Annotated in this window: 20 protein-coding genes; 8 read left to right on the plus strand and 12 right to left on the minus strand. The window is 29.0% G+C overall.

Annotation, left to right across the window (positions count from 1 at the left end; genetic code table 11):
• Nucleotides 1-47 precede the first annotated feature (47 nt).
• The 5 genes from GQX97_RS03695 to GQX97_RS03715 form a co-directional block, all read right to left on the minus strand.
• Nucleotides 48-5,792: an Ig-like domain-containing alpha-2-macroglobulin family protein gene (locus GQX97_RS03695; protein ID WP_157150595.1), complete on the minus strand. Its 5,745-nt coding sequence runs from the start codon at nt 5,790-5,792 to the stop codon at nt 48-50.
• 84 nt (nt 5,793-5,876) lie between these two features.
• A complete protein-coding gene (locus GQX97_RS03700; RefSeq protein WP_157150596.1) occupies nt 5,877-6,212 on the minus strand; it encodes a GIY-YIG nuclease family protein in 336 nt (111 codons plus the stop codon).
• A complete protein-coding gene (locus tag GQX97_RS03705) occupies nt 6,202-6,882 on the minus strand; it encodes a cytidylyltransferase domain-containing protein (protein WP_157150597.1) in 681 nt (226 codons plus the stop codon). The genes GQX97_RS03700 and GQX97_RS03705 overlap by 11 nt, the downstream gene beginning before the upstream one ends.
• Nucleotides 6,883-6,912: 30 nt before the next feature.
• Nucleotides 6,913-7,773: a tRNA pseudouridine(55) synthase TruB gene (gene truB / locus GQX97_RS03710; protein WP_157150598.1), complete on the minus strand. Its 861-nt coding sequence runs from the start codon at nt 7,771-7,773 to the stop codon at nt 6,913-6,915.
• 28 nt (nt 7,774-7,801) lie between these two features.
• Nucleotides 7,802-8,539, minus strand: coding sequence for a hypothetical protein (locus GQX97_RS03715; RefSeq protein WP_157150599.1), 738 nt, complete (start codon nt 8,537-8,539; stop codon nt 7,802-7,804).
• 62 nt (nt 8,540-8,601) lie between these two features.
• On the opposite strand from GQX97_RS03715, the gene GQX97_RS03720 reads away from it, so the two are divergent.
• Nucleotides 8,602-9,225: a hypothetical protein gene (locus tag GQX97_RS03720; RefSeq protein WP_157150600.1), complete on the plus strand. Its 624-nt coding sequence runs from the start codon at nt 8,602-8,604 to the stop codon at nt 9,223-9,225.
• 57 nt (nt 9,226-9,282) lie between these two features.
• Nucleotides 9,283-9,915 (plus strand): MotA/TolQ/ExbB proton channel family protein, encoded by a 633-nt coding sequence (locus GQX97_RS03725; RefSeq protein WP_157150601.1) that lies wholly within the window; start codon nt 9,283-9,285, stop codon nt 9,913-9,915.
• Between the two features lie 91 nt (nt 9,916-10,006).
• Here the strand turns inward: GQX97_RS03725 and trpS are convergent, their stop codons facing one another.
• The 3 genes from trpS to nadE form a co-directional block, all read right to left on the minus strand.
• Nucleotides 10,007-11,005: a tryptophan--tRNA ligase gene (gene trpS / locus GQX97_RS03730; RefSeq protein WP_157150602.1), complete on the minus strand. Its 999-nt coding sequence runs from the start codon at nt 11,003-11,005 to the stop codon at nt 10,007-10,009.
• A 25-nt stretch (nt 11,006-11,030) separates the two neighbouring features.
• The gene (locus GQX97_RS03735; RefSeq protein ID WP_157150603.1) at nt 11,031-11,984 is read right to left on the minus strand and encodes a regulatory iron-sulfur-containing complex subunit RicT; all 954 of its coding nucleotides are present in this window, start codon (nt 11,982-11,984) and stop codon (nt 11,031-11,033) included.
• Between the two features lie 81 nt (nt 11,985-12,065).
• The gene (nadE, locus tag GQX97_RS03740; RefSeq protein ID WP_157150897.1) at nt 12,066-13,946 is read right to left on the minus strand and encodes an NAD(+) synthase; all 1,881 of its coding nucleotides are present in this window, start codon (nt 13,944-13,946) and stop codon (nt 12,066-12,068) included.
• 132 nt (nt 13,947-14,078) lie between these two features.
• Here nadE and GQX97_RS03745 point away from each other — a divergent pair, with 132 nt between their 5' ends.
• The 5 genes from GQX97_RS03745 (at nt 14,079) to GQX97_RS03765 (ending at nt 17,306) form a co-directional block, all read left to right on the plus strand.
• The gene (locus GQX97_RS03745; RefSeq protein WP_157150604.1) at nt 14,079-14,672 is read left to right on the plus strand and encodes a pyridoxamine 5'-phosphate oxidase family protein; all 594 of its coding nucleotides are present in this window, start codon (nt 14,079-14,081) and stop codon (nt 14,670-14,672) included.
• Between the two features lie 92 nt (nt 14,673-14,764).
• The gene (gene gmk / locus GQX97_RS03750; RefSeq protein WP_157150605.1) at nt 14,765-15,316 is read left to right on the plus strand and encodes a guanylate kinase; all 552 of its coding nucleotides are present in this window, start codon (nt 14,765-14,767) and stop codon (nt 15,314-15,316) included.
• 19 nt (nt 15,317-15,335) lie between these two features.
• Nucleotides 15,336-15,746 carry a hypothetical protein gene (locus GQX97_RS03755; protein ID WP_157150606.1) on the plus strand — a complete coding sequence of 137 codons (411 nt, stop codon included), beginning with the start codon at nt 15,336-15,338 and terminating at the stop codon, nt 15,744-15,746.
• Between the two features lie 10 nt (nt 15,747-15,756).
• Entirely contained in the window at nt 15,757-16,695 is a 939-nt protein-coding gene (gene miaA / locus GQX97_RS03760; RefSeq protein WP_157150607.1) for a tRNA (adenosine(37)-N6)-dimethylallyltransferase MiaA, read from the plus strand.
• Entirely contained in the window at nt 16,692-17,306 is a 615-nt protein-coding gene (locus GQX97_RS03765; protein WP_157150608.1) for a Pr6Pr family membrane protein, read from the plus strand. The genes miaA and GQX97_RS03765 overlap by 4 nt, the downstream gene beginning before the upstream one ends.
• Before the next feature lie 3 nt (nt 17,307-17,309).
• Here the strand turns inward: GQX97_RS03765 and kdsA are convergent, their stop codons facing one another.
• Nucleotides 17,310-18,125, minus strand: coding sequence for a 3-deoxy-8-phosphooctulonate synthase (gene kdsA, locus GQX97_RS03770; protein WP_157150609.1), 816 nt, complete (start codon nt 18,123-18,125; stop codon nt 17,310-17,312).
• 277 nt (nt 18,126-18,402) lie between these two features.
• Between kdsA and murF the strand changes: the two genes are divergently transcribed.
• The gene (gene murF, locus GQX97_RS03775; protein WP_157150610.1) at nt 18,403-19,749 is read left to right on the plus strand and encodes a UDP-N-acetylmuramoyl-tripeptide--D-alanyl-D-alanine ligase; all 1,347 of its coding nucleotides are present in this window, start codon (nt 18,403-18,405) and stop codon (nt 19,747-19,749) included.
• Nucleotides 19,750-19,766: 17 nt separating this feature from the next.
• On the opposite strand, the gene GQX97_RS03780 is transcribed toward murF, so the two are convergent.
• The 3 genes from GQX97_RS03780 to rplI are packed head-to-tail and all read right to left on the minus strand — an operon-like array spanning nt 19,767 to nt 22,509.
• Nucleotides 19,767-20,573, minus strand: a complete 807-nt coding sequence (locus GQX97_RS03780; protein WP_157150611.1) for an ABC transporter permease — start codon at nt 20,571-20,573, stop codon at nt 19,767-19,769.
• A gap of 17 nt (nt 20,574-20,590) precedes the next feature.
• Nucleotides 20,591-21,988 carry a replicative DNA helicase gene (gene dnaB / locus GQX97_RS03785; protein WP_157150612.1) on the minus strand — a complete coding sequence of 466 codons (1,398 nt, stop codon included), beginning with the start codon at nt 21,986-21,988 and terminating at the stop codon, nt 20,591-20,593.
• A complete protein-coding gene (rplI, locus tag GQX97_RS03790) occupies nt 21,988-22,509 on the minus strand; it encodes a 50S ribosomal protein L9 (RefSeq protein ID WP_157150613.1) in 522 nt (173 codons plus the stop codon). The genes dnaB and rplI overlap by 1 nt, the downstream gene beginning before the upstream one ends.
• Nucleotides 22,510-22,592 lie beyond the last annotated feature (83 nt).

The raw sequence follows: 22,592 nt of genomic DNA on the forward strand, positions 1-22,592 counted from the left end.
TATAAAAGATACCCCCTTAATATTTTTTAATATACTGAAACTATTTATTATTTAGCTTCAATTATAACTTTATGCTGTCCGTCATAACCAAACACCTCAGGATTATACATCTCTTCAGCCTTAGTAGCAGGAAGTAAATATTCACCAGGTGTAACAGCACGAACTACATATTTGTATATATGCTCACCCTTATCAAGAACATCAGCAAATAATAATATCTTGTCATTATAGTTTTCAGTATGATTAAATCCGCCCCACCACCAAGTATTATTATAATTACCTGTGATATTTTTAATTTCGCTGCTTTCTGTAGCAAATGAAGAGTTTAATATTCTCATACCAGAAGCAATAGGAGTGTCAACTACAACAAAATGTCTTTCATAAGGAACTGTAACTTTTACAACAACAACATACTCTTCGCCTTGTTTAAATTTCTCTTTAGTGAGGTCTAATACTCTGCCGTCTTTAGTTTGATACTCTCTTACAACATTTATTCCCATGTCTCTATTAACAGCCAAAGCACGAGGTGCATAAGTAAGTCTTACACCATAATAAAGTCTTCCCTCTCCAATTCTTTTAATATTTGCTATAGAAGCTCTTGTATTTAAATTGCTTAATCTCTCATTCATGAACTCACTTAAAGCATAATTTTGTGTTAAGCTAGGCTGAGTTCTTGAATTAAAGTTTTCAGCAAGTAAAGTTTTACCTTGATATATAAACTCTGCTTTGAAATTAGGTTTAACATTCTCGTATTTTTTGTAATACATATTCATAGCAGCAAATACTGATACATTATCTTGAGTATTTAAATATCTTCCGTTTTTTCTTGATTGAACAAGCCAGCGAACCACTTTTTCATTGATAGCATTGTCATAGCCTGTTTCAATTAAAGCATATAAAGCAACTGAAGTATCTCTTACAGATGAAGAATGTATCCAATAAAGATTTTTATATCTCTCTTCTAGTTCATAATGAGCAGTATTAGGGTCTTCTTTAATGGTGTTAAGTATATATTGTCTAACATCAGTAAATGCTTTGTTATCATATTTGTTATAATACATAGCTCTCATTAATTGAACTTGTCCATAGAAAGGTATATTATTAACTTGAGGGTATATTCTGTCTATTATAACTTTTACATCATTAGCATTATATTCGCCCTCTGCAAGAACTGCCGCAATATAAGCTATAGATGAAAGATTAATATACTCATCAAACCAGAAGCTAGGTTTTTCAGCTTCCCCACTCTTAGCATAATTGTTAATATATTCTAATGCTAATTTTAGAGAGTTTTCATCAATAGCGTAGCCCTCTTTTTTAGCTTTAATCATAGTCTCAGCAGCATAAGCAGTAAGCCAAGGAGATATCCAAGTTTTGCTAGGATAATAAGAAAATCCTCCATTAGGGCTTTGATAAGTAGGCATAGCTTTTAAGAAACTTTTTACAGTGTTGTCTAATTCTTCTTCAGATATATCTGTAAGATTCATGTCTACTAACAATCTCTTACTTGTTATTATAGGGTACACTCTTGATAACTGCTGCTCCAAACAAAGATAAGGATAATTTATAAGATAATTTATTCCTCCTGTAAGTTCACTGAATGCACTAGGAGACATATAAACTTCTAAACTTCCAGCACCTTTATAAGCCTCTGTAGTATTTGGCACTCTAATCATTAAATCAGTATTGTTATTTGTAGTGCTTGAAAATAAAGCAACAGATTCTGTAGTCATAGGAATATTAACTTTAAATGTTTTCTCTACAGCATCAGTATAATCTCCGCCTTTAGCAAGTATTGTAACTTTAGCTTCTCCGCTATTTGTAGCTATAATATCAAATCTTACATCAGCATTGCCGCCTTTAGGCACAGTTATTTTTTGACTAGCATTTTGTATTAAAGCATTAGAAGCAACTGCCTGAACCTCTATTTCTAAATCTTTATCAGAATAATTATAAACTATGCTTCCTGCTTTGAACTTATCTTCAACATAAGCAAACTCTGGCAAAGTAGGCATAAGCATAATATTTTTCTTAACCACCACAACATCATCAGAAGCACCGAAATAACCGTCTTTATTTATAGCAGAAGCCATTATTCTAAATGATGTAATATTGTCAGGCAAATTAAATGTAACAGTAGCCTTACCATTAGCATCAGTTTTTACTCTTCCTTGATAGAAAGCAGTTGTCAAGAAGTTTTTTCTTATACTGAATACGTCCATACCCATAGCCTCAGCTTTAGCCATAAGCATATTGTCTGCTCTCATACCATCTCCGCCCGGTGTGTCCCCTTTCTCACCATAGTTACGCTGACCTATTAAGTGTATTCTTGTATCGGCACTTGCCACACTCAAAGGTCTCTGTCCGTAGAAAGTATTAAACCAGTTAGGAGTTTTATAGCCTATTAAATTTAACACTCCAACATCAACAACACTTAACATAACTTCTGTTTCCATAGGCTCACTTTCTTTAGTTTCAACATATAAGTCTACTGTCATCTCATCACGAGGCTCTAAACTATCAGCAGATTTTGTTATTGTTACATTAAGCTCTTTTTCACGAGGAGATACTGAAAGCCCAGCATAACCAATCTTAAATGATGGCTTTCCTTCGTCAGTAGCATAATTAGTATAAGCTTCATTTTCAACCCTACCCTTAACAAGCGAAACACCTACATATATGTTAGGTAAATATTCAGGTTTTATAGGCACTTCTATTAAAGCAGTAGAGCCTTCAATATTTGTAACAAAAGAATCTATTACATATTCTCTCTCAACTGTTACCAAAGCAGTAGCAGATTCATAAGGAGATTTAACCATTATTCTTGCTGTTTCATAAGGTTTATACTCTTCTTTTTCTGTGATAAGCTCAAGCAAATCATCATCAAACATAGCCCAAGGAGCATAATCTTTACCTATAACATACATATATTCATCAGCAGCAACTTCTCTATTTTTAGAGTCTTTTGCTCTTGCTAATATTATATAAAGTCCAGAGTTTGTAGGAGTGAAGCTATATTTAACAGGGTCTTTTGCTGTTGTAATTGTAGTAGTTTCAATAACATCATCAATCTGTGTAGACTCCCATTCAAATCTTCCGCCTGTTATAGCCTTTCTTACAGATTCCCAATGTCTTCTTATAACTTGAACTTCTATTTTTTTGCCTTCAAGTCTGTTTCCTTCAGTATCGACTGCAATAAACTCTAACTCTGTAGGCTTATCAGTTTCTAAGAAATAACCTTGTCTTTTTATACCAATATAATAATCGCTTCCATGAACCAATACGCTTTTAGTTGTACTTACCTTTTGAGAATCTTCACCCAACACAGTTGCCTCTATTGTAACATAAGCAGAATGTATTGAGCGGCTTGCATCAACTGTTGGACTATAAGCATATTCTCCATTTTCATCTAATGAACCAGTGCCTGTAGCTATTGTAGAATAATAATTATTATAATACTCATCTTCAAACCAGCTTAATTTTGTGAATCTAAATCCTGCATTGTTAGGAGGAGTGAAGAATGTTTCATTCATAGATATATTATAATCAACTCTATTAGATATCATAGGCTCGCCGAACAAATACCAGCCAGACATTTTTATAGGCATAGTGTCGCCTAAATAATAATTTTTATCTTCAACCCAAAGTCTGCTTTCATATTCTAAAGGCTTAAACTCCTCTACCCTAAAGCTCTGTGATAAACTATAAAGTTCTTCTTCTTCATTATTAGAATTAAATACCACCCTCACGCTATAATAACCAGTAGGAGCATCAGCAGGAAGAGTAAAATCTATTAAATAAGAACCAAATTCATTTAAGCTCACATCCCCCTTATAAATCTCTTCGCCTCTTGAATTATTAACAGTAAATGAACCATCTTTCAAATTAGTAGGTATATTCCAATTTCCAATAATATTTTCTCTTACAACACCTTTTATATGCACCTCTTCGCCTGCCTTATAAAGCCCCCTCTCTGTAAACATAGAACCATTATACTCTTTGTCAGCAGGAGAATAATCATAACTTATATCCATTCTCCAAGGTGAAACGCCTGTTCCCCAATCGCTGTTAATAAAAGATACATCATCACCCTTTGTAACTATTGCCCATTGTCTTGGTGTATCCCATCTGCTTGCTCTTTTTATTCCAAAACTTCTAAAACCTTTAGTAGTAGCTATTCCGTTTTCATCGGTTGTTGCTTTTTCTAACACCCTATTAAAATCATCTCTTATCTCAACTTCCGCACCTGCAACAGGCATTCCTGTTTTTAAGTCTGTTACAAATATTGTATTTGAATCACCTGAGAACTTTCCTGTTACTCCCATAGATGTTATTTGTATTTGTGAAGATGTTGAATAATCGTACTCGCTTTGGTAACCTGTTTTAGTTTTGAACTCTATTGATAAAAGTCCATACTCTTTATTGTTCATATAATTTGTTAAATAGAGTGCTGTTGTAATGTATCTATTTCTTTCAACATTTGGAGTATATTCTGTATTATTATTGTAGCCAAATAAGTTTTTATATTGATTAGTATAATTTCTAAACTCAGCACTTTCATCATATCTATATACTTCTCTATTTACAAACAAGAAAGGTATAATATTTTCTTTATCAACATATCTGCTTTGTATATAAATAGTATTAGGGTTCATTACCTGCACTGGAAGTTTTACGCCTTCATAAGATTCTACAACTCCCATTCCAGAAGGTATTGAAACACTAGGGTTATAATCTGTAACATTTAAAGTAATACTTTGCTCTTCGCCTAAAGTTTGTCCGTAAATATCTTTTAGGCTTCCATTAATCTTTATATTGTATGTAATATTAGGATTAAATCTAAGTGCATAGAGTGAGAAGTTTTTGGAAGACCAAGAGTTTTGCTCTATTTCTTCTTGTGTAGGAAGCTGAACCTGTGGGGTTATTTCAATATTGTTTATTAAGTCAGCCCATTCTACTCTTGTACTAAATCTTAATTCTGGAGCCTTTGGAGAGTATGAAGCTGTTACAGTTTGCTCTTCTTCACCGCTAAAATAAAAATCATCATGTGTAGAGAATTTAAAAGAGTCATTATCTGCTGTGCCTAAATCTCCATTAATGGCAGCAAGTCCCTCTTCTATATATACTGTTATTTCATCGTCTTTAGCTAAAGCATTTTTAGGTTCTATAACTAATACCTGCTCTAGCTCATATTCATTGATTTCCCATTCTCTTAAATCTTCTATTTTTGCATACCTAACATCAAAATCTATCTCTCTATAATTGTTGCTTGCGATTAATTCTATTTTCTCTTTTGCACTTTGTAAATATATTGGCATATTGTAATAAACAACTATATTAACATCTGTAGGAAGGTCTGATTGTCTATCATAGGGAGAAGTTTTTTGCATTATTGGTCTTAAAGTATTGAAAGTCCAAGTATAATCATTTTCTAATGTTTCTCCTGTAAGTTCGCTTTTAATTCCCTTTTTAAGAGTAACTTCTATTTTTGTATTGTCTGGCAAGCTCTCACTAGGATAAAAAGCTAAAGTATTAACAGAAAGCCATTTGTATGTACCTTTAACATCTATATTAAAATTAAAATATTGATTGGTTACTTCTTTTATAGCTTGCAATGCAACCATTTGCTGATTGAAAGTTACTGTTATTGCTTCATAGTTAGCTCTGCTTGTATTCTCTCCAATAGGAGTAGTTCTGTCTATACTAACAGCACCAAATAAAGATAAACTGCTCATAAAAATAAATGATATAATAATATAAAATATTTTTAGTCTTAGAATGGACTTTCCCATAATACCCCCACAAATATTTTGTTATTAATGTTATATCATAAATATTTTTAAAGTAAATAATAAATTGACATATTTTTAATAAAATTAACTATCTATATTTGAAACACTGATTACGCTAATTTTTTTTAATTCGCTATATTCTTTTAGAAAATATTTTTTTAATAGCCTTTTATTTTGTATAAACATAGTTTTTATTTTTTTGTCTTGCTTTTTTATATAATGCTCTATCTTTAAAGCAATGCTTATATTTTCAACCTTCCAAGCTGATAATATTTTTATGGGTTTATGGCTTTTAGTGTATTTTGCCCCCTTGCCTTCACTATGCTTTATAAATCTCTCTTTTAAATTGTTTGTTGTCCCTGTATAATAACTCCCATCTTCACAGAGAAGTATATAAACATAATAAAACTCATTTTCCATTTTTTATGTCTCTTATAATATCATCAATATCAACATATATATCATTATTATATTTTGTAAAAATAGCACATACATTATTATAATCTTCTACTGTATCTACCGTAGTTCTTAACTCAGGCATTCTAAAACTCTCTTCAACTTTTGGATTTTCTATTTTAAATTTGTTAGGATTTCTATAATGATACTGAGTAATATGTTCATGTTCAAAAGAATCATTAGAATTATCATTAGCATATTTTAAAGCCTCATAATTAATAACTTCAACACCGCTGCCATATGGAAGTAAATCATAATGACTTAAATCTGCTTTTGTTTTTATATGATAATCTATTATAGAGTCTAATGCCTTTACACTCACCAAAGGATTATCCCCAGTAGCACGCACTATAATATCTCCGTCAAACTTCTCTGCCGCTTTCACATATCTATCTAAAACATTCTCTTCGCTTCCTACAAAATAATTGCACTCAAGATTTTCAAAAATTTTGCTAAACTCATTATAAGATTTCTCCTCAGTAGCAACTATAACATCATTAGCCATCTTAGAACTTCTTAGCCTTTTTATAATAAGCTCAAGCATACTGTCGCAATTAGCCATAGGTTTTAATGCCTTTCTTGGAAGCCTTGTAGAGCCAACCCTCGAAGCAAGTATAATAATTATATTTTTCATTTTTTTTAATTCCTCTTATAAATTAAATAATTACACATCTATAAAAGAGTATCTATTAGAATTATTAATATTGTTTATAATAGCTAATAAATTATTATCTCTATCCACTAAAGCTAAATATTTGTTTTTTATGTTTATATTTTCTATTAGTTTTGTGTTTCCAGAGAGTATTTGCTTTATGTCTTTTTCATCTTCTATGAGTAACTTATCAAAGTTTTTAAACATATCAAAAAAAGAAATGATGCTATCAGAATTTATATTTTCTAAATTAATAGACTTATCAATATTATAATCTCCAATAGAACTTCTTATTAAATCTTTTGTATATGCCAAATTATTAGTAATCTTACCAATATCTCTCACTATTGCCCTAATATAAGTACCCTTACTCACAGAAGTTTTAATTGTAAAATAAGGATAATCATATTCTAATAATTCTATATTATTTATAAAAACATTCACGCTATTTAATTGAAAGTCTTTATTTTCTCTAGCTAAATCATAAGCCCTTTTTCCATCAATTTTTTTAGCACTATATATTGGGGGCTTTTGCAAGATATTTCCTAAAAAATTATTTTTTATTAACGTTTCTAATTCATTAAAACTTAGTATATTTTCATTTTTTGATTTCTCTAAAACTTTTCCTTCTACATCATCAGTATCTCTGCTCTCTCCAAAAACTCCTCTTGCAATATACTCTTTATATAAATCATCAAACAAAAAAAATAACTTAGTATATCTTCCCAAAGCAATTATTAATACCCCAGAAGCAAATGGATCAAGTGTGCCAACATGACCTATTCTTTTTTCTTTTAATATAGGTTTTAATTTTCTTATAACATCAAAAGAGGTAATGCCTTTGGGTTTATTTACTATTAGAAATCCTTTCATAAATATTTACACTCAATAACAAACAAAATTAAGTAACTATTATTTGAAGAGAATTAAAATATATATTAATAATATTAGCTGATATGTTTGGAATATCAGTATATTTTTTATTTGATATATTATTTCCTATAGCAAGCACCAAATCCGAAATAGTATTCATATTATGTCTTAAAGCTTCTATTTGCTGTGCAGTTAAACCTAATAATTGAATATTGCTTCTGTCAAATTCTTTTAATGAATTTTTTACAGCAGAATCCAAAAGCTGATAAACTACTATAAGCCTATTTTCTTCTGTTTCTGTAAGCACTGTAGTATTAAGCCCATATATCTTTGAAAGTTCATTCATTCTATTAGCTGTTTTATATATGGCATTAATATTATCCACAAACCAATTAATATTATTTCTCTTTCTCATATCTGATAATACATATTTAATATCATGTAGTATTGAATATCCCGCACTTTCATCCTCCCCGCTTGCTATATAATAATGCGATCGTATTAAAATATCTTGCAAACTATCAAAATCAGCTTTCCATTGTGGGTCTTCGCTATTAGCATTATAATACTTCTTCTTAAATGCATTCCAATCTATTATAAATCTCTCTATACTTTCTTTTCTATTTTGATTATTGATGTTTGCAGTATAAAGCAATGTTCTTATATAAGACTTATCAAGTAATGCCATGTCTTCAAGCAAAGTATTTTCTTTTTTACCGCAAGAAATTAACAACAACAAAATAATTAAATATATTCTATTTTTCAATTAACTATTCCCACTATTTTTTTATTTATTGATTAATATATTAAAATAATGTAATATAAATTATGGAAAAAAACAAGATATATTTTTTAATATTATTATTAACTATTGTTTCATGCAAAAAAAATAATATAGAAAAAGGAATATTATATTCTACTGGATATAGTGATTTAAGTTATGAAGCAAGTAAAACAAAAGCAATAGAAAATATGTATTATTATATAGCCGAAAAAACTGCTCTAAGCATCAATAGAAGCGATTACAATGTTGTTGGAGTATTTTTAAAAGATTCTAATATAATAGACTTTAATAATAAAGAAATAACAAAAATAAAAAATTATAAAAAAAATGACAATTATTATACAGATATAAAAGTGGAAGATGCCTCTATATATACAAACTCTCTGCAAGCTTTAAGTAAGATAGTGAGAGAAGGAAAAATAGAAGGCAACATTTTTAGAGCAAATGCTTCTATACAATTAACAGAAAATGCAAAATTAAGCCCATATACAAGGCAAATACTCACACAAAATGCCTTAAAAAGAGCTTACGAATCTTTATATTATATGTTATTAAAAGAAGGAATAGATGTTAATGAAGTTGTAAAATTAACTAACAATGCTTATATTTCAGAAGAGAGTTATAGCGAAAATGAATATAATGTTGTAATAGAAACAGAAATAAATTAGTAATTATTGATTTTTTATATATATACAATTATAATTATTAGAGATGGAGAATATCAAATGAATAATGTTATAAATGGAATTTTTGGGGCTACTTCTTTACTTAATGTTGCTATGATACTGTGCTGGGTGGCTTTACTATTATGTTCTCTAACAGCTCTAACCGCAATAGTTGATAGATTTATATATTTTAATAAAGTGAAAGCACAAGATGAAGCATTAGCACCGAAGCTTAATGCTCTTATAAAAGATAATGATATAAAAACAGCAATAGCATTATGCGAAACAAGCAACTCTCCATTATCAAATATAGTGTTAGAAGGTTTAAAAAACACAGAAATAATAAAAGAATCAATGATAATGCAATCAAATAAAGAACTCCCAAAATTGGAAAGATTTATTTCAACACTCTCTACAATATCAACGGTAGCACCATTATTAGGACTTTTAGGTACAATACTAGGTATGATACAATCTTTCGGAGTGATGGCATCTGTTGGAAGCGGTAACCCTATAGCCCTTGCAAGCGGTATAGCGAATGCATTACTTACAACTGCAGCGGGTCTTGTTATAGCAATACCTACAGTTGTTTTTTATAACTATTTTGTAAACGCTCTAAACTCAAGAATAAGCTTTATGGAAAATGTTTCTAATGAGATTTCAGATTATTTAGGCAAAAAAGATAATAAATAATTTTTGATTATAAAGTTTGATTACAAATTTTAAAATAAAAAAAGAGACTTATAAAAATTATAAGCCTCTTTTTTGTTTATTAATTTAATTATTATTTTCTTTTGCTGTCATTAAGCCCCATCAAATCACGCACTTCATAAAGAGTCTTTTCAGCTACTTCTGAAGCATTCTTTGCCCCCTCTTTAAGAACATCATAAACATAATCTAAATCATTAGAATATTTATTTATATTCTCTCTTATAGGAGCTAATTCTTTATTCACATTCGCTGCTAACATTTTTTTACATTGTACGCATCCAATAGAAGCATTTTTACAGCCTTCGCAAATTTCTTTTTGCTCATCTTCACTTGAGAAAATTTTATGATAAGAATAAACATTACATATATCAGGATTACCCTTATCTGTTTTTAATTTTCTGTTAGTGTCTGTCATAGCTTTTTGCATTATTGCTTTTTCTGTTTCTTCAGCTGTGAGAGATAAAGCTATATGGTTGTTTAATGATTTACTCATTTTGTTTACGCCATCAAGACCTAATATTCTTAAAACCTTCCCATGATAAGTGTCTGGTTCTTTAAAATATTCTCCAAATCTATTATTAAACTTTCTTACTATCATTCTTGTAAGTTCAACGTGCTGCTCTTGGTCTTCACCAACAGGCACTATATCTGGGTGATAAAGCAAAATATCTGCTGCCATTAATGATGGATATGTAAGCAAAGCTGCATTAATATTTTCAACATTCTTTCTAGATTTATCTTTATACTGCGTCATTCTTTCTAATTCTGCTACAGGTATAATAGAATTAAATATCCAAGCAAGTTCAGTATGAGCTCTTACATCAGACTGCACGAATATAGAACATTTTTTTGGGTCAAGTCCGCAAGCTAAATATTCTACAGCAGCATTAATTATTCTTTTTTGCATCTCTTTTATATCATATTCTATAGTAATAGCATGATAATCAACTATACAAAAAAAGCCATAATACTCATCAAGTATATCAACCCAATTCTTCAAAGCTCCAAGATAATTTCCTATATGAAGCGAACCTGTAGGCTGTATTCCGCTTAACATTATTTTTTTATTCATAGCTATAACTCCAAATTATTAATCATTACTCTGCTTTTATATTAGCAACCAAAACACCATTTTGATTTTCTAATTCAGCAGCGTTTATATAAAATAATCTCTTATCCTCTGTTTCTACTAATAAAGTTTTATTTAAAGGATTTAAATCTTTTATAGAAGCAGGAGTATTATTAAATATTAATTTAGTTCCTACCTTTGGTAAATCCTTTTTAAGAGCACAATAGGCTTTATATTCATGAGCCAAACAGCACATAAGCCTTCCGCATTGCCCCGATATTTTCATTGTATTTAAAAGCATACTCTGCTCTTTTGCCATTTTTATAGTAATAGTTTCAAACTTGCCGTTTTTTACTCTGCAGCATAATTCTCTTCCACATATTCCACATCCTCCTATAGCCCTTGCCTCGTCTCTAACTCCAATTTGCCTAAGTTCTATGCGTGTCTTAAAATGAGCAGCTAAATCTTTTACTAGTTCCCTAAAGTCAATTCTCTCCTCTGCTATAAACTCAAATAATAACTTAGCCCTATCCAAAAAATAATAAGAACTAATAAGCTTCAAATCTAAATTATGATTATTAACTTTCTCTTTGCAAATTCTAAAAGCTTCTACAGCATCTTCTTTGTTCTTACTATGCTGCTTCAAATCATCTTCTGTTGCTTTTCTTACTATATTAAATATTTTATTTTTTTTAGGTTTTACTATATGAGCTTCATCATCTACCATCTCTTTTATTTCTTCAGATATCTCTTCGTCAGTTGTATTATCTTCTGATGTATTTTCTTGACAATTATCTTCTACACTACTATTGTTAAATGCTTCTATATCTATATCTTCAAAATTAACAATATATCCCAACTCAATTCCCTCATCAGTCTCCACAATACAAGCATCTTTTATGTTTATGTTTTCTATATGTGCATGTTCAAACTTGCCAAAATTGGAATCTCTAAACTTTACATGAGCTACATTTTTTATCATCTATAAACCTCTATTTTTATATTATCAATTAAAAATAAATTATTAAATATTTTATTTTCAAGTTAATATAATTGCAAGTATTTATTTATTTAATATTTCATTCTTTAATTGTAAATATCTTGCAGTATAATAAACACCATTCTGAGCTTCTTTGCTTCCATTTCCAAAAGCCCTTTTACTAATAGAAAGTATAGGAGGTGCCTGTATTCTTTTTGAAACAGCCATTCCATTATATTGCTTCCACCACTTCTCTAAATCCTCTATAAACTCAATATCAGTTTTAAAATATTTTTTTAATAATCCTTTTTTACATCCAATCTTCTCTTCCAAAACTCCATCAATATACCACTCTAAAATATCTTCAGGTATGATTTTTTTCCAAGATTCAAACATAGTCTTAAATAAATAATCATGATAATCATATTTTACAGGGTCGCCCTTACCTTCATCTACAGCCTGCTCTGTTGAAAGCTCAGCACTTGGAACTATATTTATTGTACCCTCTGGAATAACTTCTCTTTTAAAAACTTTATCATTAACATATTTTGCAAGTCCATATATTTGATACTTCCACAAATCCCCTAAACAAGCAAAAAAACCAGCATTATCGCCATACAAAGTAGAATAACCAATTATAGTTTCTGTTTTGTTTGCATTACAAGTAAATACGCCTCCAAAGCTTGCAGCTATAGCAGCTAGTATTCTTGAAGAGCGATCTCTTGCCTGTATGTTTTCTGTAACAAATGATGATACCTTTAAGAAACTCTCTTTTCCATTTTTTATTATAGGAGAGCTTTCAAGCTGTTTTATAGTATAATCAACAGACTCTTGTATAGGCATTACCATATAAGCACAGCCTAAATTATCAGATAAACTCTTTGCAAGGTTTTTAGTTGTATTAGAATTAAACTTACTAGGCATATTCACTAGTAAAACATTATCAGCACCCAAAGCACTAACGTACATTGCAGATGATAATGCCGAATCAATTCCTCCAGATACCCCTATAACTACCCTATTCATTCCAATAGATCTCATGAACTTTCTTATACCGTAAATAACTGTGTCGTATATGAGTTTGTATTCATTTTCTTCTTTAACTGTTATCTCTTCTTTTGCTTTTTTATTATCATCAAGCTCTATATAATATACTTCCTCTTTATATCTATCTCCTTTTAAAAGAAGTTTACCTTTTTCATCATAAACTCTGCTGCTTCCGTCAAAAGTAAAAACATTCGTACCATTGTTTTGAATACCAACATTGTTAGCATATATTAATGGCTTATTATATTTTTTTGCTATATCAGAAAACATATTATTCTTTTTTTCTTCATCTTCTAACATATAAAAAGAACTAGATATATTAATAAACATATCAACATCATCTTTCATTATTTCCATAGGGTTTACATTATAATTTTTAGCCCACATATCTTCGCATATAGTTAAGCCAAGTTTTATTTTTTGTTTATTAATTTCTATCTCTAATGGTTTTAAATATTTTTTTATGCTTACATCATTTTCTAAAGCCAAATCTTTTAAGCTATAAAAATGTCTGCTGTCATCAAACTCTTTATAATTTGGAAGAAGAGTTTTTATAAAGAAATTATATTCTGTTGTATTGTTGTCTATTAGTTTTCCGTCTCTTGCTACAAACAATGCATTATATTTTCTCACTCTTCCGTCAAAGTTTTTTTTCTTTTTATCTAAAGCAATATTTCCAAAAATGACATATATATCTTTGGAAGCTTTTATAATCTCTTCTCCAAGTTTCTCGCATTCTCTTACAAATGACTCACTCTCCCACATATCTCCAACCATATATCCAGAAACAGAAAGCTCTGGAAAAACTATAATATCTGCATTATTCCCCCTTGCCTCTTCAATATATTTAATCATTTTACTAGCATTTACAATTGGCATAGAAGGTATTATTTCAAATTGGCATATAGCTATCTTCATCATAAGTAACACTCCAACTTTTAAAATAAAATTAAATAAAATATTGACTAATATAATATAAGAAAATAAATAATTTGTCAAAACATATATAGTATGATATAATTACTATTTATTATAATAAGGCAGCAAAAAATGAGAAGAAAAGAGTTTGATTTTAATGATATAAAGAAAATAGAAAATATGCTGAACACTATAGAATACGGAGTTATGGCATTACCAGATAAAATACCATATTGCGTTCCTATAAGTTTTTGCTATAAAAACAATGAAATATATTTTCACGGAGCCCCAACTGGAAGAAAATACGAAATATTAAAAACTAATCCGAAAGCATCTTTTACAGCTTCAAAAGTATATTCATACATACCATCAACATTTAATAATAACACAATGATACCAACACAATTTTTCTTTTCAGTTTATATTGAAGGCGAAGTTAATCTAATAAGCACAAGCGAATCCCAAAAAAGAAAAAATATATTATATGAATTGGTAAAAAAATATGAAAAAGATAATACTAACCTTTCAATAGAAAGTAAAATGTTTGAATATGCAAAAAATTCTATGATGGTAGGAGTTATAAAAATAGAAAACATCACAGCAAAAGCAAAATTTGGGCAAAACATGGGTGATGAAGAAATAAATATAATAATAAATGACTTAGAAAAAAGAGGAGAAAAATTAGACTTAGAAACAATAGAAATAATAAAAAAAATGAGAAAATAATGAATATCTTATGTAAAGTTCAGAAAATAACTTGAAATATTTTTTGCTTTGTTGTATAATTGATAAAACTATCTATTGGGTATCTTTTTTATATGAATAATATAGTGGTAATAACGGCTCCATCGGCAGCTGGTAAAACAACCTTAATTAAAAAATATATGTCAAAACACTCAAATGCTATGTTCAGTGTCTCTCATACCACTAGAAATATTAGAGAAGGCGAAGTTGACGGCAAAGATTACTACTTTATAGATAAAGATACTTTTCAAAAAATGATAGATAATGGGGACTTTATTGAATGGGCTAATGTTCATGATAATTATTACGGCACCTCTTTTAAAGAATTAGAAAAAGCTAATGATGAAAAAGTTATATTAATATTGGATATAGACATACAAGGAGCTTTATTCTTAAAAGAAAAAGGAATACATGCCAATTATATATTTATAGAGCCTCCTTCAATAGATGATTTGAAAGCGAGATTACAGGCAAGAGGTACTGAATCTGAAGAAAGCATGAAAATTAGAATACAAAATGCTAAAAGAGAATTGGAATATAAAAACAAATTTGATATTATTATAAAAAATGATGAAATTGATGTAGCTTATAAACAGTTAGAAGAAGCTATAAATTCAAAATTATAATAAATGGAGTATTTATATTATGGGCATAATACCACTTAAAAAACTTATTGAATATAAAGGCAATCGTTATGAACTTAGTAAGGCTATGATAGAACTTGCTAAATCTGGCGAAAAATTATTAAAAGCTGAAACTAAATATAGAAATGGTAAATATATACCTACAGTAATAAAAAATATACTTGATGGTAATATTAAATATGAATACGAAAAAGATACTGATATGACAGTAGATGAAGAAGCACCTTTCAAACATACTGAAGCTACATATAATGATGCTGAATACATTACTGATGATGAGGTTGAAGAAGTAGAAGAAGCAGTTATGGAAGACATTGATGACGATGATGAAGAAATAACTGATAATTTTGAAGAAGAAGAAGAAGAAGAAAAGCCAAAAAGAAAAAAAAGAGCATCTAAAAAATCTGAATAATTATTAAATTGTGAAAAAAATAGTTTTTATATCCGGAGCTACTGCCTCTGGAAAAAGTGATTTTACACATAAACTTATAGATAACTATTTCAATAATGCCGCCATATTATCTATAGACTCTATACAGGTTTATAGATATATGGATATAGGCTCTGCTAAACCTTCCAAAGAAGAAATACAAAAATATAATTACAAAATGGTAAACTTAATTGAGCCTTCAGTTAATTTTAATGTTAATAACTATCTTGATATATTAAAAGAGACTGTAGATAATATAGAAAACACACCCATGTTTGGAGTTGGGGGTACTGGTTTTTATATTGATTCTATAAAATACGGGATTTTTGAAGAAGAAAATGAAGATAAAGAAAAAGCTATAAAAATAAGAAAAGAACTTTATGAGAAAATAGAAAAAGATGGATTAGAAAGTTTGTATTTGGATTTACTTAATATAGACAAAGAAGCCGCTTTAACTATAGACAGATTCAATTCGAGAAGAGTAGTTCGTGCTTTAGAAGTTTATTATAATACTGGAAAAAAGTTTTCTGAATTAAAAAAACAGAGAAAAAGAAAATTGGATATTGAATATATTAGCTATATTATAGATATTGAAAGAGAAGAGCTTTATAATAATATAAACAAAAGAGTTGATAATATGTTTGATAAAGGTCTTCTTGATGAAGTAAAATATATTATAAATAATTACAATGTAGATAAAACAAACACTTCAATACAAGCTATAGGCTATAAAGAATGTTATGATTATATAGTTAATAATGCTATGAGTTTAGATGAGCTTAAAGAATTAATAAAGAAAAACACTCGCAACTTTGCTAAAAGGCAATTAACTTGGTTTAGAAAAGATGAAAAATTAGAAAGCATAAAAAGAATAAAACCAACAGATTTAGAAAATACCGCAAAAGAGATAATGGATTTTTATAATCAATGAAAAAAATAATTTATAAATTAATAATAATTATATTAGGCTTATTTGCTGTAATTAGCGGGCTTATAACAGCAGACAAAAAAATAGATATAGAAACATTATATTATTTTACATATCAAAGCAATATTTTAGTGATAGTTTATTTTATTATAGACATAGTGTATTTAATGAAAAAACAAAAAACATTTATGCCAAGATTAAAAGGCACTATTACAATGTCTATCACAGTTACATTTTTAATATATCATTTTCTGCTTAGCGGAGGATACGAAAATATATTTGATATAATAAGAAGCACAATACTTCATTATATAGTGCCTATTATGACTATAGTTGATTATATTTTATTCGACAAAAAAGGAATATATAAAAATATTGACCCTATACTATGGCTTGTAATACCTCTTATTTACTTTTTATTTATATTTATAAGAGCAAAAGTTGGAGGTGAATTATCTAATGGCAGTTATTATCCGTACTTCTTTATAGATATAAACAAATACGGAATAAAAACCGTATTAAAAAATGCATTCTTTATCACTATAGCTTTTATAATATTAGGATATATTGAACTTTTTATAGACAGACTTATATTAAAACTATCTAAAAAATAATAATCACATATTTTTTACAAGTTCATTTATTTTTAATACATCTCTCCACAAATCTTCAACTTTATCAAGTTCAAATATAGTATTGGAATCTGAAAGACTTTCTTTAGGATTAGGATGCACTTCCATAAATATGCCGTCAATAGACAAAGCAACAGCCGATTTTAATAAAGCAGGTATAAACTCCCTAGCCCCACCAGAAACACCATTAGCAGCAGAAGGCATTTGCAAAGAATGTGTAGCATCATAAACCACAGGAGCATAGTTTTTCATTATTTCCATATTCTTCATATCAACAACTAAATTGCCATATCCAAACATAGTACCTCTTTCGCAAAGTAAAAGCCTTTTTTCTTCTATTGCATCAGCACATTTATCTGATATATACTTACAATCATAACCACTTATAAACTGCCCTTTTTTTACATTAACAGCCTTTTTAGTTTCGCAAGCAGCTCTAAGCATATCCGTCTGTCTGCATAAAAATGCTGGTATCTGAAGAAAATCAACATACTTAGCAGCAACTTCAGCTTCTGTTGGCACATGTATATCTGTAATAGTTAAAAGCCCAAGCTCTTTTCCTATGTTTTGCAATATCTCAAGCCCCTCTTTCATTCCTAATCCTCTATATGAAGATAATGAAGTTCTATTAGCTTTATCGTAACTAGCTTTAAATATTAATTGTATATTGAGTTTATCTTTTATCTCTTTTAATTTTTTAGCAATATTCATAGTCATCTCTTCACTTTCTATAACGCAAGGACCTGCTATAAATATTAATTCTTTATTTTTATTTGTAATACCTTTATAATCAAAAATCATATTTTAACCCTTTTAATATTTTATAACTAAATAATACATTAATAATAATTAAAGTCAATTATTAAATATGAGTAGTAATTTTTATTATTTAGAGTTATTATATTATAGAAATAATTAGTTTTTGTAAAAATAAATTTTTATATTTACTAGTTTGCTTTAATTTTTTTATTTGCACTTTTTGGTTCTTTGACGAAGTCCGCACAGCGAAGGCGGGAAAAAGAACAATAAAAAAAATTAGAAATATATATTTTCTAATAAGCACAAGGACTTAAGTAACATGGGACAAACTTCTCTAAAAGATATAATGAAAATAGCAAAAGAAACTAATTCAAAATATATATTCAACTCTACTAATGAAAATAAAAACTTAGAAATATCCACAGACAGCAGAGAAGATTTTAATGAAAATAAATTGTTCTTAGCTATAAAAGGCGATAAGTTTAACGGCAATGATTTTGCTTTAGATACATACAATAAAGGATGCAGATTTTTTATACTTTCAGAAAATATCAATATGCCGGAAGATGCTAATGTAGTTTATACTAATGACAGTGTATTATTTTTTATAAAGTTAGCTAGAGAATATAGAAGAAGATTTAATATAAAAGTAGTATCAATTACAGGAAGCTGCGGAAAAACTACTACAAAAGAATTAACGGCATTATTCTTAAGCACAAAATATAAAACATTAAAAACAGAAGGCAATTTTAATAATGAAATAGGAGTGCCAAAAACAATATTTAATTTAGATGACAGTTATGAAATAGCAGTAATAGAAGCTGGAATGAATCATAAAAATGAACTCTTAAGAATATCTGAGGCTATAGAGGCTGATACTGTTATAATTAATAATGTTGAGCCTGTGCATATTGCTTTTTTGGGTTCTTTAGAAAATATAGCTTTTGCTAAAAGTGAATTATTTAACAATGCAAAAGAAAATGCTATTATAAATAAAAACACAAACAAAGTAGATATATTATTAAATGAAGCAAAAAACAAAAAAATAAAAAACATTATAGAAGTAGATATAGAAGAAATAAAAAAGATAGATGATAATAGTTTTGTTTATAAGGGCGTAACATTTAGCCATAATTTAATTGGAGATTTTAATTTACAAAATATATTAATGGCTTTAAAAGCAGCAGAGCTTTATAACGTAGATTTAGAAGAATGTGCAAAAGTGCTCACTAATTATCAAAATCAAAAAAACAGAATGCAAATAATAAAAATAAATAACTGCTCTATCATAAATGATTGCTACAATTCAAACCCTACAGCATTAAAAAATATGCTTATATATTTATCTAAAAGAGAAGAAAAAAGAAAAATAGCCATTATTGGGGACATGCTTGAAACAGAAACTGAAAACTCTTCCTTTCATAAAGATATAGGAACATTTATAAACTCATTAAAAAATATAGATGAAGTTATTACAGTTGGAGATAATTCAGAGAAAATAGATAATGAAGTTACATGCTCTAAGATGCATTTTAAAAAAGTAGAAGAGAGTATAAATACTATAATTGATATCATAAAAAACTGTAATGAAGAGACAGTAATTTTAATAAAAGCTTCATTAGGTATGCGTTTTAATATGATAATAGAAGCAGTAAATAATATATAATTTTTTATTTTATTCTATTACATGCCAAACATACCAAGTATTGAAACTAATAGATAGTCTGTTATAAGTATTAGCATGAAACTATAAACCACGCTAATAGTAGTAGCTTTACCAACACCTTCAGCACCGCCATTAGTTCTAAAACCATAGAAACAAGAAATCAAAATAACTTCAGCACCAAAAATGGTAGATTTTATTAAACTTCCAATAAAGTCCCCAAGTGAAATAACAGAAATAGCCCTATTAAAATAAATAGCAGGGTCATTATTAAGCACAAACACAGTAACAACAGCCCCTCCAAGTACCCCTATAATGTCAGCAGAAACAGTAAGCATAGGAAGCGATATAACAGCAGCCCAAAATCTAGGCACAGCAACATATTCTATTGGGTTAGTGTATAATGTCTTTAGAGCGTCCAATTGTTCACTTACCTGCATAGTACCAATCTCAGCAGTAACAGAACTTCCCACCCTACCTGCAAATATTAAAGCAAGAAGCATAGGAGATAATTCCTTAACCATAGCCTTACCAACCATAGAACCAACAAATTGCGATATACCTTTTAATACACTATCCAAAACAACCGCTATTTGAAGTGACATTACCATTCCAGTACAAAGCACAGTTACAGCAGCAACAATAAAAGACTCTACACCCATCCTTACTATTTGATCGGTTAAAAGTTTGAAAGAAAAACTAGGCCTAAAAGTATATTTAAATATTTGTATAAGTAAAGAAGCAAACTCACCTAATGTATCAAGTAAAATGATGATTTTATTTTTTATACCCTTTCTAACTTCTATCTTAACATCAAATAGTTCCATCAATAAAAGTCCTTCTTTTAATTATTATTAACATTAATATTTTCAAATCTAGTCTGATCAGCAATAAAATTAAGAGGTAACCCTTCAAGTATAGCACCATTTCTGTGTTTTGCAAGTATTACTTCAACTTGATTATTTCTCTCATCAATCACTTCTTCATCTTTATCTTCTTTGTTTGGCTTTTGTCTATGAAGAAACATAACAATATCAGCATCTTGCTCTATAGAACCAGACTCACGCAAATCAGAAAGCCTTGGTTTATCTTGTCTTTGTTCAACTGCCCTTGATAACTGTGCTAATGCTATAACAGGCACATTTAACTCTTTTGCTAATGCTTTAAGTCCTCTTGATATATCTGCAATCTCTTGTTCTCTTGTACCATTTCTTCTAGTGTTTGCATTAGAATGAATAAGCTGTAAATAATCAACTACTATTAATTTTAAATCTATTGGTTTTCCTGTGGTTTTAGCTATTTCAGCAAATTTATATTTCATCTGCCTAGCTTTACCTCTTATCTCCATAATAGTTAATTGGCTGGAATCATCTATTAATAAATTAGCCTGCGATAAGCTATTAAAAGTCTGCCCTAATTTAGTCCACTCTGGTCTCTCCAAATCTCCAGACCTTACACGAGATAAACTAATCCTTGCCTTACTAGCAATAAGCCTCTCTACAAGCTGCATACTACTCATTTCTAAAGAGAAAAAGCCTATACCATAATTCATAGATTCAATATTAGTGATAACATGCTCTACTATATTTAGAGCAAAGCTAGTTTTACCAACTGAAGGACGAGCAGCAAGTATAATTAAATCTGAAGGTTGAAAACCATGTGTAACCTTATCAAGCCCAATAAAACCAGAAGGCACGCCAGTAACAGTGCCTTTATGTTTTTTTCTATTTTCTATTGTGGTTAATGCTTCATAAAGCAAATCTCTTATATGTATAAAGTCATTATCAAGTCTTCTTTGAGTAACTTCAAATATTCTTTTTTCTGCAAAATCTGCAACTTCTTTAGTTTCAGAGTCTTTAGCTTCGTAGGCTGAGTTTTGTATATCTTGAGTGGCTGTTATTAAATCTCTTAATAAAGATTTTTCAGCTATGATATCTGCATAATATTTGGCATTTTGATGAAAAGGACTTCCGTCTATTATCTTGTTTAAATATACTTCATCATTTTGAATTATTTTATCGAAAAGACCATTTTCTTTAAGATACCTTAAAGTAGTTTCAGCATTAACAGCAATTCCTCTATTATGCATTTCGAGAATACATTCATAAAGTAATCTATTTCTTTCACTATAAAAATCTTTTGATACTATTTTAGAAATTGCTGCAGATATGGCCTGAGAGTTTTGAAGCATCGCTCCAAGTAGAGACTCTTCAGCCTCTATGGAGCATGGAGTATTATTCATTAATTATTTTCTTCTGTTGTATTAGCAACTTCAGTATTTTCTGTATTAGCTTCAACAGTATTAATGCTATCAACGTTGTCAATATTAACAACTTTAATTTTGATATTAGCATTAACACTGTGATATAATTTTATTTCAACATCATATTCGCCAAGTTCTTTAATATGTTTTTCCATATGAACATCGCGTTTATTGATATCTATCTCTTTTTCTTTTAAAGCATCAACTATTGTCTGTTGACTAACAGAACCATATAATTTACCATTATCAGCAACTTTAGCAGGTATTACAACACTTATATCAACAATTTTTCCTTTAAGTATTTCTGCTTCCATTTTTCTTTTGGCTCTTTTTTTCTCTAAGCTTTTTTGCATTTGAGCTAAAGTTTTTAAATTAGCAGCATTTTTTACTACAGCTATTCCTCTTGGTATAAGGAAATTTCTTGCATAACCATTTTTTACTTTACATATATCGCCTTCATAGCCAAGTGATATAAAATCTTTCTTTAAGATGATTTCCATTGATAAAACTCCCTATCATTTACTATATTTTACACATTCTATAATTTTTAATTCATTAATTATAACATATTATAAATATTATA

The sequence above is a fragment of the Brachyspira sp. SAP_772 genome, from assembly GCF_009755885.1.
Lineage (GTDB): Bacteria > Spirochaetota > Brachyspiria > Brachyspirales > Brachyspiraceae > Brachyspira.